Consider the following 14,879-nt stretch of genomic DNA (forward strand, 5'->3'; position numbering starts at 1 on the left):
CTGTGGGTACTGTTAATGTGACTGTCTTGGATGCTGATGGTAATTATGTTGACAGTGTGAATGTCACTGTTGGTGATCCTGTTGCGTTTACCGGTTTGGCTGCTGGTGAGTATAATGCTACTGTCTATTATAGTGGTGATGCTAATTATAATTCTTCCAGCAACTTTGCTAAATTTACTGTTTCCAAAGTAAATTCAACTATTGATTTAAGCCTTAGTGACATTGATTATGGTCAAACTGAAACCATTACTGCTAAAGTTACAGATAATAATACTGGAGCTCCTATTGAAGGCACTGTAAATATTACTGTTACTGGAGATGGTTATAGTAAAACATTTGAAAATGTTCAATTAACTAACGGTATTGCTACTCAAGACATTTCCGGTTTAGGTGCTGGAACTTACACAGTTACTGTAAGTTATGGCGGTGACGATAAGTATAATTCCAACACTAAAACAGATACTTTCATTGTTGGAAAGATTGATCCTGTCCTTACTGTAACTCCTTCTGGAGATATCACAGTTGATGAGGATGAAACTATCAGCATTTCTCTTAATGACGATGCACAAGGTACTGTAGATGTTACTGTTACTGGTGACAAAGGTTATACACAAACATTTACTGGTGTTGTAGTAAATAATGGTCAAGTTGAACCTATTAATCTTGAGGATTTACCTGCTCAAAATTACACTGTTTCAGTTGATTATTCAGGTGATTCCAATTATAATTCTGCTGATGGTTCTTGTACTTTCTCAGTTAAAAAGCATACTGTAACCATTATTGTAGTAAATCAAGTAATTGGATACTATGGTGAAACTGTACAGGTCATTATTAACTTAACTGATGAGAACGGTAATGAAGTTGAAAGCGGAACTGTTGAATATGTCATTGATTTCAATAATAAAACAGGCACTGCTATATTAGGAGATGTTAATGTATTCATATTAACAGCAGGTACTGCGGTATCTGATGGTCAAGCAACACAGGATGTAGATCTTTCTGCAGCTCCAGGTACATATGGTGCTACTGTCACTTACACAGGTAATGACAGGTATGAAGATGCAGCAACTACTGATGAAGCTACTATCTTACCATTGAATACTACTACTGCAAGTGAAGATGTTTCAGGTAATGTTGGAGATAAAGTAACCATTACTGCTGATATTCTTGATCACAATAGTAAAACTGTCCAAAATGGTACAGCAACCTTAATTATTGGAGGTAAAGAATATAATACTACTGTTAAAGATGGTAAAGCTACATGGACTATTGAATTACCTTCTGAAAACACTACAGCAACTATTAAATATTTAGGTAATGAGTACTATAACCCATCAAATACTACTATTGACATCACTGTCAATGAGGAACCAAGCCCTGAACCTGGTCCTGAACCTGGTCCAGAGCCTCAACCTGGTCCTGAACCTGAACCAACTCCATCTAAGACTGTAACTGCAAAAGTTTTAGCAACTGGTAACCCTATTGCTATGCTCTTAGTGGTATTAATGGCATTAGTTTCAACTATATCAATTAGACGTCAAAAATAAAATTATTTTTAGGAAGTTTATTCTTCCTTTTTCTTATTTTTTTTAAAACCAAATTTTAATTCTTTTTTCTATTTTTAGCTGTTTTTTTAATTGTCCAATCTTTTTTTAAATTTTAACTTGTTTTTAATCGGTTTTTAAAAAAATCAACTCTTAAATAAAATAAAAACATAATATAATTATCTGGAGTAAGAGTTGAGAATAAATGAAAGTTAAAGAAACAAAAACTGTTAGAAGTTTTTTGGCAATAGAACTCAAAGAGGACTTAGTTCCAAAAATATTGGATGTTCAAAAGGAGTTTAAAAAGACCAATGCCAATATAAAGTATGTTCCTTCTGAAAACATGCACTTTACATTGAAGTTCTTTGGAAACATTGATGAGGATATGATTGATGATATAAGTGATTCTGTAGAGAAGGTAATCAAAAACTATTCTTCATTTGACTTGAACATTAAAAACTGTGGCTGCTTTCCAAATAAAAATGTAATTAAGGTGCTTTGGCTTGGTTTAGAAGAAGGCTCTCCAATAAAAAGCCTGCAAAAGGATCTTGATATGGAGTTTAAGAAACTTGGATTTAAAAAGGAAAGGAACTTCATTTCTCATTTAACCATTGGGAGAGTAAAAAGCCCTAAAAACAAAAAGGAAATAAAAAGCACAATTGAAGAATTAGAGAATATTGAAATAGGTCAAATGATTGTTTATAAAATCTGTTTAAAAAAGAGTACTTTAACTCCTCAAGGGCCAATCTATGAGGACATTAAAGTGTTTGAATTAGATTAATCTATTTTTGTTTTTATAATAATTATTTAGATTAATTATTTTTTTTTAAATTTATTCCTTTTTATTTTTCTAATTGCTCTTTTTTTAAATAATTTTTTTTAGATAATTATTTTTTTAAATTAATTTATATTTTGAATTTTTAATAATTCTTTTTTCAGATTAAATATTTTATTAAAAAATTTTCTAATTTTTTAAACTTATTTAAACAATATTCTAAATACTCATTTTAATAAAAATATCAAGTATTTATATGACACATATACCACTAAGATCAAAGCTATGAGGGCTTGAATGTAAAATAAATACTCCAATGCACTAAATCCAAAGAATCTATAGACTTCACCTGTAGCAATCCCACTTATAACAAATGGAAATGTAAATGCTGAAAAGCTTGGCATGAATTCCAATCTTTCCATAATCAATAGTCTTATTGCATGAAATATTGCAAAAATATAAAAAATACATGCTGATATGTAGATTAGACTTAAGAAGTTTTCATTAATAGTCAATGCATTCACGTATCCAACAATAAGGATTGATAAAAGTGCAGTGTAGATACAAATGAATGGTTTATTTTTATCGTCTATTGCAGTAAACATAAGGTATCTGTATGACACTAAAACTAGTGTTGGTATCATCAATATGAAACCCACTCCAAAGAAGATAAATCCATAATCTTGCAAGCTGTGTGCAGGTGCAGTAATGGCTGCCATTGTTATTCCAATATATACAATCCACCATGTAGCATATACGTTTTCAATGTCAAAATCATCAATGACAAACTTTTTTGTAAAGATTATTAGAATTGATAAATGTATGATTATTCCCAATATCCATATTCCAAATGCAATTGTTTGAGAAAATGGCAGGAATAATGGCTTAAGATATGTGCTGAAAAGCATCAGTGCCATTGAGAATGTACCGAATGTGCTTAATGTGATTAGGGTATTCAGTTCATTTATAAAAGTGTCAAAGTGCAAAACAAGTTTTAACACTACTAAAAAAATAAGAATAGATCCGATTATAAAAAATATGCCGCTAAAGTCAGTAAATAATTTGCCTAAAGATAAAATAGCTAAAATTAAACCTGTAATTGCCAATGGCAGATTTTTTATAATGTTCATAATATTAGTTTAAAAAAAGAGTATAATAAAATTTATGTATGGATGATATTTTTGGTTCCAAAGGTCTTCAAAAAAGTTTAAAAAGAATAAGTAAAAATTTTTATTAATGATAGTAAATTAAAAAAAATATTTGAGATAAGTTTAAAACTTATCTTCAAAGCAATTAAAATTTTAAATTTATTCATATAAATTTACTTCTTCCGCTCCAATCACCTTGATTTCCATATTTTCAGCTAAATCTGCAGATTCTTTTGAGAATAGCTGGAAATGAGGGGAAGCCATGTGTTTGCTTAAAGCCTCTACACTTTCCCATTGTTCAACAAACATGAAATTCCCATCTTTGATTGATTTTAGGAATTTATAATCAATGTTTCCTTCTTCTTTAAGAGTCTCTTCAACCAATGCCTCTGCAAGAGGGATTAGCTTGTCTTCTGCACCTTCCTTTGGGAAAAGTTCTGCCATAACAACTATAAAGCTCATAATTAATCTCCTTTAATCTTTTTAATAAAATTATTCTACTTCATATAAAAACTCATAGTGGTCTATTACATCTTCCAAATAAACTTCAGAGACTCTCCTGAAACCTAAATCCTCATAGAATTTAGTTAAATAAGCTTGTCCTGAAAGTTTGATTCTTTTTTTATCCAAATCGTTAACAATAAAGTCAATTGCTTTCTTCATCATGATTTTAGAGATTCCCTGACCTCTATATGATTTTTTCACAATCACTCTGCCAATTGCCATATCTTCATATGAAACATTTTCTGGAAGGATTCTTAAAACAGCAACAACTATTGAATTATTTTCCTCATCTTCTAAAAATAAATGATAAGCAGACTTGTCTTTATCATCCATGTCTTGATAAGGACAATCTTGTTCAACAACAAATACTTCCGCTCTCAATTTGAGAATTTCGTATAATTCATTTGTTGTGAGTTCACTAAACTTTTTGAATTTCCAGTTTATATTATCACTTCCAAAAGTAGAGTTAAATTAATATTTGTAATTATTATTAAAAAATTAGTATGGGTTTTGTTGTTGAATGTTTAATTTAAAAATAAAAAAAGAAAAAATAATTATTCTATAAAATAGAATAATTAAGGTTAAGATATTTATTCATCCAATTTTGGAATTCCAGTAATTCTGAGTCCACCGTAATGGGATTTGTATTTGATGTTTAATCCGATAAGGAGTGGAGTGATCTTTTCAATGATTCTGGATTTTTCCAAGATACCTGTATCAATGGTTCTGATACCTGGGATTTTGTTGATGAGTTCTGCTGCAATTTCTTTTGCTTCCTTGTCGTCACCAGCAATCAAACAGTCACAGTCGATTTCTTCTGGAATGTTTGATAAGTGAGAGTTGCTGATGTTACAGAATGCACAGATGACTTTTGCACCGGTTCCTTTAAGGATGCTTGCAGTTCTTTCAGCTGCAGATCCTTCCATTAAGTCTACAAATCTGAATGGTTTTCCACCGATTGCAGTTTCTAATGGTACGGTTGCATCTAATACAATCTTGTCAGTACAGAATTCCTTGATTGATTCTAAAGTTGGTTTTTGTGCTGCGAGAGGTACAGTGAGGATTAAGATGTCTCCTTCTTTTGCTGCATCTTCGTTAGCTAAACCTTTGATGTTTAAGTCGTAGTCTGCGTATTTTTCCTTAGCTTCTGCGACAACATCTAATGCTTTTTCTTCCTTACGGGAACCAACAATAACTTCGACACCTTCAATTGCTAATCTGAGAGCAATTCCTAAACCTTGTGGACCAGTTCCACCAATTACACTTACAATCATTTTTTATCTCCTAAAATATTGAATTTTGTATAAAGTCTTTTGATAATATATTGTACAATATATCGTTGTTAATATTTATATTAGAAAATGTTTATAAATCTTTTTATTTTATTTAATATTTTATCATTTATCCTGGTTAATGTTTAGTTAATATTTAATTTATATGAACATTTTTTAATAATAATTATTTTTATTATTATTTTGTAAAATTATTAAATTAAAAAAAATTAATATTGATATTTTAATTAAGAAATTTAGGACAGTTTAATAATTAGGTTAATTTCTCATTTCTTAAAAAAGTAATAAAAATTAGTTAAAAATTGTAAAAAAAGTAATGAAAATAAATGATTTTCATCATTTATTTAAAAATTGTTTAAGATATTACTAATATTGGCAATTAATATTCGTAGAAACCTTTTCCTGCGTTGATACCGGTTTCGCCCTTATCGATTTTTTCTTTAAGCTTTTTGGCTATTTTTCCTTGGGTTGTGTTAGGGTCTTGGGATCTAGGATCCATAATACCGATATTGTATGCAGTTACGAGACCTACAATGTCCAAGATTTGGAAAGGACCGTTTGGTGAACCTGTAGCAAGTCTCCAGGTCAAGTCAATTGTTTCAGGGTCTGCAACTTCTTCTGCCCATAAAGCTTGTCCTGCAGAGAGGAACGGTACAAGCAAGGAGTTGAGCACATATCCTGGTTGTTCTTTCAATACTTTAATTGGGACCATGTTGATGTCTTCTGCATATTGAACGATTGCATCGAAGTATTGTTGTTCGGTTCCAGGGTGTGGCATTACTTCAGCAGTGTTTTGAGCCCAAATATTGTTTGCAAAGTGGAAAGCAAGGTACTTTTCAGGTCTTCCAGTGTATTCTGCAAATTGGCTTGGGAGCAATGTAGATGAGTTGGTTACAACAATTGTCTTTTCAGGTAAGTATTTTGCCAATTCTTCATAGAATGGGATCTTTTGTTCTGGGTCTTCTGCAATTGCTTCAATTACAAGGTCTGCATCTGCTGCTGCTTCTTCATAACTTGTTGTTAATTTCAAGCTGTCGAATGCTTTTTGAGCTTGTTCTTTCAATGCGTCGATTTCTTCATCGCTAAGGTCAGGAGTTTTGCTGAATCCTCTGCAGTATGCAGATTTATCGGTTTTCATTGCTTCGAGAGAGTTAAGATAGATGCCTAATAATCTTTCGAATTTTGGTTTAGCTCTTTCAATTGAGCCTTCGCTTCTTAACCATACAGTTACATCAAAACCACAGAAAGCGGACTGATAAGCGATTTGACTACCGAGTACTCCTCCACCAGCTACAACAACTTTTTTAATATCCATTTTATCACCAAGTATATAAATTATAAACTATATGGAATAAAAAAATCAAAAAATAAAATATAGTTTACTTGTATACTATTTTATGATTTTAAATATTTAAAATTTTATAAATGATTTTTAAAAAAGAATTTAATTGCTTGTAATTATTTTAAAGAAAATTTAAAAAATAGTCTAATTTATTCCAAATCATTCAATTCAGCAGACTTGAATGCCAAGTCAATGAATGTCTTGAAGAAGTCATCATCTAACTTATCCAATCCCATTTTCTCTTCCCATTCATTATTGATCTCTTCGAGAATTGGTATAAGGTCCTTTCCTTTTTGGGATAGCTTTAGGATATTGTGCCTTTTATCTGCTTTTGACTGTTCCCTTATAATGATTCCATTGGATTCTAATTTCCTTATGGCTTTGGTGATAGCTCCTTTTGTAATATAAAGGCTGTCTGAGAGATCCTTTTGATTCAGGTTTTCCTCATTGTAGATTCGAGCTATGCACAGTACCTGAATAAGATTCAAGTCATATTTCGCCAAGGCATTGTTGAAATAGGTTTTATGATTCTTGTGAAAAATAAATAAAAGGTCCCCTAAACGGTTGTAATCATAAAATCCATCATTTGTTTTTTCCTTCATTATTTCTATTTTATTGCTACAATTATTTAAAAATAACTAAAATCAGTTAATGTATTTTCTATTTTCATTCAAATTTCAAAAAGATTTATATATAAAAAATAATAAAATAATAATTGTATTTAAAAATACATTAATGTATAAAAATATACATTATATTTCATATATTTTTTCAAATCATAATAAAACTTTTATATTTTATCATTAAATATTTAAATGGTAAATTGATATTATATAATATTTATATAATAATTGTAGATTTAAGGAGACTAATCTTATGACTGAAATAGGAAAAAGAATTCGTTTAGAAAGGATTTTCAATAGAAAAACCGGAAGAACCGTAATTGCTCCTATGGACCATGGTGTATCAAGCGGTCCAATCAAAGGAATAATTAATATGGATGAAACCGTTGAAAGCATCTCCCAAGGTGGAGCAAATGCAATTTTGATGCATAAAGGTATTGTTGGCCTTGGACACAGAGGATACGGTAAGGATATAGGTCTTATTGTACACTTGTCTGCAAGTACCTCTTTAAGCCCAGATCCAAACAACAAGGTAACTGTAACCAGTGTTGAAAAGGCAATCCAATTAGGTGCAGATGCAGTATCCGTGCATGTGAACATAGGTTCTGAAAACGAGCCTGAAATGCTTATGGAACTTGGTGAAATCTCTGAAACCTGCAGTTACTGGGGAATTCCACTTTTAGCAATGATGTACCCAAGAGGACAAAAGGTTGAAAACGAGCATGATGTTGAAATGGTAAAGCATGCAGCACGTGTAGGTTCCGAACTTGGTGTAGACATTGTAAAAACCAATTATACCGGTGACCCTGATTCCTTTAAGGAAGTGGTTGAAGGAGCATTAGTGCCTGTAGTCATTGCAGGAGGACCAAAAGTTGAAACCGATAGGGAACTTTTAGAGATGGTAAGGGATTCCCTTGAAGTTGGAGGAGCAGGTGTAGCATTTGGAAGAAACCTTTTCCAAGCTGAAAACCCTGGAAAAATCACAAGAGCTATTTCAGAAGTAGTTCACAATGATTTGGATGTTGAAGAAGCATTGAAATTCCTCGATTAGATTAATTATAATTATAAAAATAGTTTTTATCTATTAACAATCAAGACAAAAATTATAATGCAAGATTAATAAAAGAAATATTTAAGGAGATTAAAATTGTCAAATAAATTCGCTTGGATCATGTCCCCAAAGGCAAGCTGGGACGATAAGAAAGAATTCATCACAACAGCACTTGAATCAGGAATCGATTACGTTCTTGATACAGAAGACAGTGAAAACATCAGGAAAGTTGGAAACTTCAAGATAATTTCCAATGATGACGATGCTGACATTTATTTAGTTGGAATTGACGGTGAAGGAGACGGCACTCTTGAGCTTAAGGACAACTTGAATGAATCAGCAGATTTAGCTAAAGCAAATGAAGCTAAAAACAGTGGAAAAACTGTCTGTGCCTATATAGTCATTACCGATAAGTTGCATGAGCAATTGGCAGTGACCTTAGGAAGAGTTGTTGATTATATAATCCTTGTAGCTACTGACTGGACAATCATTCCCCTTGAAAACATCATTGCAGACCTTCAAAAGGAAAATGTAAACATAATAGCTGCTGTAAAGACTGCAGATGATGCAAAAGTGGCTATGGAAACCTTGGAAGTGGGCACTGATGGAGTAATATTCGAGCCACAGGAATTTGCACAGATAAAAGACATTGCAAACTTGATTGATGAGCTTTCAACAGAAAGCTATGAGTTAAAAGACTTAACTATAAGCAATGTGGAACCTGTAGGTTCTGGAGATAGAGTTTGCATCGATACAACAACCATGATGAAACCTGGAGAAGGAATGCTCATTGGTTCCTATTCTAAAGCAATGTTCTTTATTCACAGCGAAAGCTTGGAAAGCGAATATGTGGCATCAAGACCGTTTAGAGTTAATGCTGGTCCTGTTCAAGCTTATGTCATGGTTCCAGGAAACAAGACAAGATACCTAAGCGAGCTTGAAACAGGTGATGAGGTATTGATTGTTGATGGTGATGGAAAGACCAAAAAGTCTATCGTAGGTAGATCCAAGATAGAAAAAAGGCCTCTTCTTTTGATTGAAGCGGAATATGAGGATATGAAAATAAGGTCATTGGTTCAAAATGCAGAAACCATAAGATTAGTCGATGAGAATGGTGAACCTATTTCCGTTTCAGTTTTAGAGCCTGGAATGAAAGTCAAAGGATTTATTGACGATAGTGCAAGACATTTTGGTATGGCGATTGATGAACAGATCATTGAACAATAAACCACCTTTTACTGGCCTTCGGCCAGCAAAAGCTGGACCAAAATTCTTTCACTAGTTGGGAGTATTAACTCTTAACTATTTTCTCTTTTTTTTACTATTTTTTATCTTTTTTTTAAAATTTTATCATAAATTTATCATTTTTTAATTAATTATTCAAAATTAGTTAAATATTATAACAACATTAAAGCAATATTATGGTAAAATAAGAATTTTTAAGTTGTTATATCCAAAATAAACTATAAATAAAAGGAATTACATATTTTTATACCTAAATGTAAACTCTTTAAGTCCAGGAGGTGATATTATGCATTTTTGCTTTATTGCCATGAATTTGATTCATGATTATTTGAAGAAAATTCCCTCTGGCAAGTCTATAAAAATGGGGGTTCATTATGTCTATCCAATCAAAGATTTGGTTGGCACTGGTCGTGTATCTCATTTATTTGTGGTGCATGGCCTTTATCATCATAATGATTGTATACAAATTGTTATGAGGTCATAATGCCCCTTAAATTGTAGGAAAAAACATTATTGCAAGATTTTGTTTTTTAACAACTGCACCAAGTTGTTCTTGAGTTTCCTTTGACTTGCAAAGCTCACATCCTGCAATTTAAAAAACCATTAAAAAAATTTAAATATCATTTTATTCATATTCATTATTAGAGTTTAAAAGTTTATTCATTAAACTTTTGACCCAACATTTTTATAGACTTTCAATATCTATTTGGTGTATTGTAGGATTTTTATCCTGCAATGTAGATATTGGGAATGATTTGAATCTTAATCCATTGGGATTAGATTCATAAATCATTTTTTTAAAAAATAAAAAATATGATTATTGCTCTTTTTTTAACATTTTAACGAAGATAATGGACTTTTTCCTTATCGATATCATCAAGGGTGTAAGCTTCCATATGTCCATCTTCAATTCCTAATGCTAAAATACCGACTATTCTAAAGTAATCATCAATTCCTAAAATGTCACGCACAATGTCTTCAGATGATTTTCCTAATTTTGATTTCCTTAAATGGATTTGAATCCAGCAGCTTCCAACATCCTGTTCTGCTGCCATCAGATGCATGAATGCCAAAGCTATTGAGGAGTCTTCAATCCATGTATCAGAGACCTTGCTGTTTGCAATGACAGCTATTGCCTTGTTTGCATTCTTTACAAATGAAGCTCCAAATGCCTTTGATTTGCTTATTTTCTTTAATGTTTCCTTGTTATCAATAACTAAAAAATTGCATGGCTTCAGGTTTCTGCTTGTTGGAGCAAGGAGTCCTGCCTGCAGGATCTTGTTCATTTTCTCATTTGGAATCTCTTCATCAGTGTATTTTCTCACGCTTCTTCTTTTTAGCATTACATCCAATAAATCCATTTTATCATCCTTTAAAATTAGTTGATTGTTTTTTCTTGAATTGATTTTTATATTTTATGATATTAAACTTTTTATAAAATAGAAATACCTATTAATTAAGATAAATAAACTATATCATATAAATTAAAAAATTAATCATTTAAATTAAACTTATAGGAATTATTATCATGAATAGTGAAGAATTGTTTAAAATAAGTAAAACAATCACTCCTGGAGGAGTAAACTCTCCAGTACGTGCTTTTGAACCATATCCATTCTTTGTAAAGGAAGCGAAAGGTTCTCACATCAAGGACATTGATGGAAACGATTATGTTGACCACTGTTTGGCATATGGGCCTATATTGCTTGGTCATAGTGATGATGATGTCATGAAAGACGTTTATGCACAGATGCAAAAGGGAACCGCTTACGGTGCTCCTACTGAAAATGAGGTCAAATTGGCACAGGAAATTATCGATAGGGTTCCATGCGCTGAGATGGTTCGTTTCGTTAACTCAGGTACAGAAGCTACAATGGCTGCAATCAGACTTGCAAGAGGATTTACAGGCAGGGATAAGATAGTCAAGTTTGAAGGATCTTATCATGGAGCTCATGACTATGTTCTTGTAAAATCAGGTTCAGGTGCAGCATGTCTTCCTGATTCTTTAGGAATTCCAGTTGAAACAACCCAAAACACCCTTTCCGTCCCATTCAATGATGTTGATGCAATGACCAAATTGATTGATGAGGAAGGGGAAAACATTGCTTGTATTATCGTAGAGCCTGTTATGGGAAATATCGGTTGTGTTGAACCTAATGTAAAGTTCCTTAAATTCCTAAGGGAAATCACAGAGGAAAATGACATCGTATTGATTTTTGATGAAGTTATCACTGGTTTTAGAGTCTCTCGTGGTGGAGCTCAAGAGTATTATGGAGTAAAACCTGATTTAGTCACTTTTGCTAAGATATTAGGTGGAGGATTCCCAATTGGTGCTTATGCTGGTAAAAAGGAAATCATGGAAATGATTGCACCTAACGGCAAGGTTTACCAAGCAGGAACCTTTAGCGGAAACCCTATTTCAGTTCAAGCTGGTCTTTCCACATTAAAGAAATTGGATTATGTCTTCTATGGCGAATTGGCAAGAAAAGGAGACTTCTTGAGAGACAATATGAAAGACATTGTTGAAGACTTGAACTTGGACTTGCAGGTTGTAGGTCTTGCATCAATGTTCCAAATCTACTTCAATCCAGAGCCAGTGCTCAATTATGAAATAGCTCAAAAGTCAGACACCAAAAGGTTCTTGGTATACTTCAGAGAACTATTGAAGAATGGTGTATTCATTCCACCAAGCCAATTCGAGTGCAATTTCATTTCCGGTGCACACACTGAAGAGGATTTGGTAAAGACTTCAGAAGCTATTGAAGCTGCATTGAAAGTCGCTTGGGAAAAGTAGATTATTGAATTAATCGATTATATTAACTTGTTTAACTAAATAAAACTTTAAATAAGTTTAAAATATATTATTACATAATTAATAATATTTATTATTAGAAATTTGAAATTTTGGAGGCAAAAAGATGAAAATTATTGCATTACAAGGAAGTCCACGTATTGGTGGAAACTGTGACGTATTGATGGATGAAATGATTAAAGGTGCAGAAGAAAACGGACACGAAGTAGTTAAATACTACCTCGAAGAAGAAGACATTGCTCCATGTAAAGCATGTTTATACTGTGCTGAAAACCCTGACTGTGTACGTGCTGATGACGGTAACAAGATCATCAACGATTTGGTAGCTGCAGATGGTGTAATCTTTGCAACCCCTATCTACTATGGTCAAATGTCTGCACAAGCAAAAACCATCATTGACCGTTTCTATGCAATTGGACAAAACCCAGATAAAAGCTTAAGCGGTAAAGCTGCTCTTATCTTCACTGAAAACCAACCTGAAGGAACCTACGAAGGATACATCGAATTGACCAAATTCTCTCCATTCACCTTTATGGGATATGAAGTCATCGGTCATGTAGATGCTGGTAGCGCTGGTCCTGCAGGAATCGTTGCAGACGAACAAGAAGACAAATTAAAAGAAGCTTACGAATTAGGTAAACAATTCTAAATTTATCTAATTTCTTTTTTTCTTTTTTCTTATTTTATCTAAATTTTATCTACTATTTTTTCTAATTTTTCATACTTTTACTATTTCTAACATTTTATTTTCATTTTTGATTTTTATAAAACTATAAATTAAATAATGAATAAAACAATTACTATGATTAGAATAGTGGCTGGTTTAGGAGAAAATGAAAATATCATAAAGGCTTCTAAGGAACTCAATGAGATTGATGATTTGGAAATAACTTTAGTTAAAACTGAAGATGAGCTTATAGAAGCTTTTAAAAATCCAAAAATTGATGCAGTTATCAGAGGATCTTTAAAGGCATCTAAAGTCATTAAAGCCATTAAAGAGTTCAAATCAGATAAGACAATCAATAGAACCACTTATATCAACACAGAAGATGATGAAAGCTTTTCTCATGATTATGAATACCTCCTTGCTCCTGTAGGCATTGATGAAGGAAAGAACATTGAAGAAAAGGTGACATTAGCTATTCAAGCAGCTAATTTTATCCAATACCTTGGAAAGAAGCCAAAAATAGCTGTTTTGGCTGAAGGAAGAAAGGATGATTTGGGAAGAAGCGAAAGAATAGATGAAAGCCTAATTTCTTCTGAGGAATTGACAAATCGATTAATAGAGACTTTTAAGGAATTGGATAATTTCGATAATGATAGTGATGAGATATCCAAGAATTATTCAATTAAAAACTATTACATTCTCCTCGAACAGGCTATTGAAGATGGCTATAACATCATTCTTGCAAATGATGGAATCTTTGGAAACATCATGTTCAGAACACTTGTGCTTCTTGACAAATGGCCAAGCTATGGTGCTGTAACACTTGGAATAGATGAGATATTCATTGATACAAGCCGTGACCAAACTGTAGAAGGTTACATCAGAAGCTTGAAATTAGCTTATAATCTAGCTAAATTAAGAGAATAATAATATTTTTCACTTTTTAAAACTATTTTTCATAAAAATTTATATAACAATATTTAAATTATTTTTTTTAAATATATTATTAATAGAATTACTTCATTAAGTAATGGTTAAATAATATTTAGGAAAAATTTCAAAAAAAAAATAAAAAAATTATTGTGGGGGATTGTTTTGCCGCCAAAATTTTTATATACACTTTATGAGAAGCGTCTTTTAAATGAATTAGACCCTGAAAGGATGCCAAGACATGTAGCTATTATCATGGATGGTAATAGAAGATACTCCAAGATACAAGGAAATATGGAGGTTATCAAGGGCCATGAAATTGGTGTGGATACCTTGGAAAAGGTTCTTGACTGGAGTATTGATTTAGGAATTGAAATTGTTACCGCTTATGCCTTTTCAACAGAAAACTTCAACAGGCCTGAAAAGGAAGTTGAAGGATTGATGAATCTTTTTGTAAAGAACTTCAAGAGAATTGTAAGCCATGAGAAGATTCATAAGAATAAGGTTAAAGTTAAGGTTGTAGGAAGAACTGAACTATTGCCTGAAAGCGTTAGAGAAGCTATTATGGAAGCTGAAGAAGCTACAAAGGATTATAATGAAAGACTTTTCAACTTAGCTATTGGTTATGATGGAAGATTGGAAATTGTGGATGCAATCAAGAAAATCTATAAGCAAGTGGAAGATGGTGAAATTTCCATTGACGATATCGATGAGGAAATGGTCAGTAAAAACCTTTACACTGCAGGACTTGAAGATCCAAGTCTTATCATAAGAACCAGTGGTGAAGAAAGACTAAGTGGTTTCCTATTATGGCAATCTTCTTACTCCGAGCTTTATTTCTGTGATAGCTTATGGCCAGAGTTAAGGAAAGTTGACTATTTAAGAGCTATTAGGGACTATCAGGAAAGAGATAGACGTTTTGGAGTATAAACTTAAAATATTTAAA

16 protein-coding genes are annotated in these 14,879 nt (G+C 32.2%); 9 read left to right on the plus strand and 7 right to left on the minus strand.

The genetic code is table 11. From position 1 onward, the window contains the following. Both IJI80_RS03315 and thpR read left to right on the plus strand, forming a co-directional pair. The coding region (locus IJI80_RS03315) for an Ig-like domain-containing protein (protein WP_292787629.1) at positions 1-1,547 on the plus strand (1,547 nt) is incomplete at its 5' end. A 202-nt stretch (positions 1,548-1,749) separates the two neighbouring features. Continuing rightward, on the plus strand, positions 1,750-2,325 hold the full coding sequence (thpR, locus tag IJI80_RS03320; protein WP_292787630.1) for an RNA 2',3'-cyclic phosphodiesterase: 576 nt from the start codon (positions 1,750-1,752) through the stop codon (positions 2,323-2,325). Between the two features lie 221 nt (positions 2,326-2,546). Here the strand turns inward: thpR and IJI80_RS03325 are convergent, their stop codons facing one another. From IJI80_RS03325 to IJI80_RS03350, 6 genes are all read right to left on the minus strand, one after another. After that, positions 2,547-3,449 carry a hypothetical protein gene (locus tag IJI80_RS03325; RefSeq protein WP_292787631.1) on the minus strand — a complete coding sequence of 301 codons (903 nt, stop codon included), beginning with the start codon at positions 3,447-3,449 and terminating at the stop codon, positions 2,547-2,549. Positions 3,450-3,626: 177 nt separating this feature from the next. Beyond that, a complete protein-coding gene (locus IJI80_RS03330) occupies positions 3,627-3,929 on the minus strand; it encodes a putative quinol monooxygenase (protein WP_292787633.1) in 303 nt (100 codons plus the stop codon). A gap of 30 nt (positions 3,930-3,959) precedes the next feature. After that, complete coding sequence (locus tag IJI80_RS03335; RefSeq protein WP_365953744.1) at positions 3,960-4,352, minus strand: GNAT family N-acetyltransferase; 393 nt, start codon at positions 4,350-4,352, stop codon at positions 3,960-3,962. A gap of 209 nt (positions 4,353-4,561) precedes the next feature. After that, positions 4,562-5,245, minus strand: a complete 684-nt coding sequence (npdG, locus tag IJI80_RS03340; protein WP_292787634.1) for an NADPH-dependent F420 reductase — start codon at positions 5,243-5,245, stop codon at positions 4,562-4,564. Between the two features lie 397 nt (positions 5,246-5,642). Beyond that, a complete protein-coding gene (locus IJI80_RS03345) occupies positions 5,643-6,578 on the minus strand; it encodes a 3-hydroxyacyl-CoA dehydrogenase (RefSeq protein WP_292787635.1) in 936 nt (311 codons plus the stop codon). A gap of 176 nt (positions 6,579-6,754) precedes the next feature. Next, positions 6,755-7,207, minus strand: coding sequence for a MarR family transcriptional regulator (locus IJI80_RS03350; RefSeq protein ID WP_292787637.1), 453 nt, complete (start codon positions 7,205-7,207; stop codon positions 6,755-6,757). A 274-nt stretch (positions 7,208-7,481) separates the two neighbouring features. Here IJI80_RS03350 and IJI80_RS03355 point away from each other — a divergent pair, with 274 nt between their 5' ends. From IJI80_RS03355 to IJI80_RS03365, 3 genes are all read left to right on the plus strand, one after another. Then, a complete protein-coding gene (locus IJI80_RS03355; RefSeq protein ID WP_292787640.1) occupies positions 7,482-8,279 on the plus strand; it encodes a 2-amino-3,7-dideoxy-D-threo-hept-6-ulosonate synthase in 798 nt (265 codons plus the stop codon). A gap of 96 nt (positions 8,280-8,375) precedes the next feature. Continuing rightward, on the plus strand, positions 8,376-9,506 hold the full coding sequence (locus IJI80_RS03360; protein WP_292787642.1) for a 3-dehydroquinate synthase II: 1,131 nt from the start codon (positions 8,376-8,378) through the stop codon (positions 9,504-9,506). Between the two features lie 304 nt (positions 9,507-9,810). Continuing rightward, positions 9,811-10,008 carry a hypothetical protein gene (locus tag IJI80_RS03365; RefSeq protein WP_292787643.1) on the plus strand — a complete coding sequence of 66 codons (198 nt, stop codon included), beginning with the start codon at positions 9,811-9,813 and terminating at the stop codon, positions 10,006-10,008. A gap of 355 nt (positions 10,009-10,363) precedes the next feature. Here IJI80_RS03365 and IJI80_RS03370 read toward each other — a convergent pair whose 3' ends face one another. Continuing rightward, on the minus strand, positions 10,364-10,885 hold the full coding sequence (locus tag IJI80_RS03370; protein ID WP_292787644.1) for a nitroreductase family protein: 522 nt from the start codon (positions 10,883-10,885) through the stop codon (positions 10,364-10,366). Positions 10,886-11,052: 167 nt separating this feature from the next. Here IJI80_RS03370 and hemL point away from each other — a divergent pair, with 167 nt between their 5' ends. From hemL to uppS, 4 genes are all read left to right on the plus strand, one after another. Next, a complete protein-coding gene (gene hemL / locus IJI80_RS03375) occupies positions 11,053-12,318 on the plus strand; it encodes a glutamate-1-semialdehyde 2,1-aminomutase (RefSeq protein ID WP_292787645.1) in 1,266 nt (421 codons plus the stop codon). Positions 12,319-12,442: 124 nt separating this feature from the next. After that, complete coding sequence (locus IJI80_RS03380; RefSeq protein ID WP_292787646.1) at positions 12,443-12,985, plus strand: flavodoxin family protein; 543 nt, start codon at positions 12,443-12,445, stop codon at positions 12,983-12,985. A gap of 135 nt (positions 12,986-13,120) precedes the next feature. Continuing rightward, positions 13,121-13,930 carry a methanogenesis marker protein Mmp4/MtxX gene (gene mtxX, locus IJI80_RS03385; RefSeq protein ID WP_292787648.1) on the plus strand — a complete coding sequence of 270 codons (810 nt, stop codon included), beginning with the start codon at positions 13,121-13,123 and terminating at the stop codon, positions 13,928-13,930. Between the two features lie 168 nt (positions 13,931-14,098). Next, the gene (gene uppS / locus IJI80_RS03390) at positions 14,099-14,863 is read left to right on the plus strand and encodes a polyprenyl diphosphate synthase (protein WP_292787650.1); all 765 of its coding nucleotides are present in this window, start codon (positions 14,099-14,101) and stop codon (positions 14,861-14,863) included. Positions 14,864-14,879: the final 16 nt, after the last annotated feature.

The sequence above is a fragment of the Methanobrevibacter sp. genome (assembly GCF_017432245.1).
Classification (GTDB): Archaea; Methanobacteriota; Methanobacteria; order Methanobacteriales; family Methanobacteriaceae; genus Methanobrevibacter.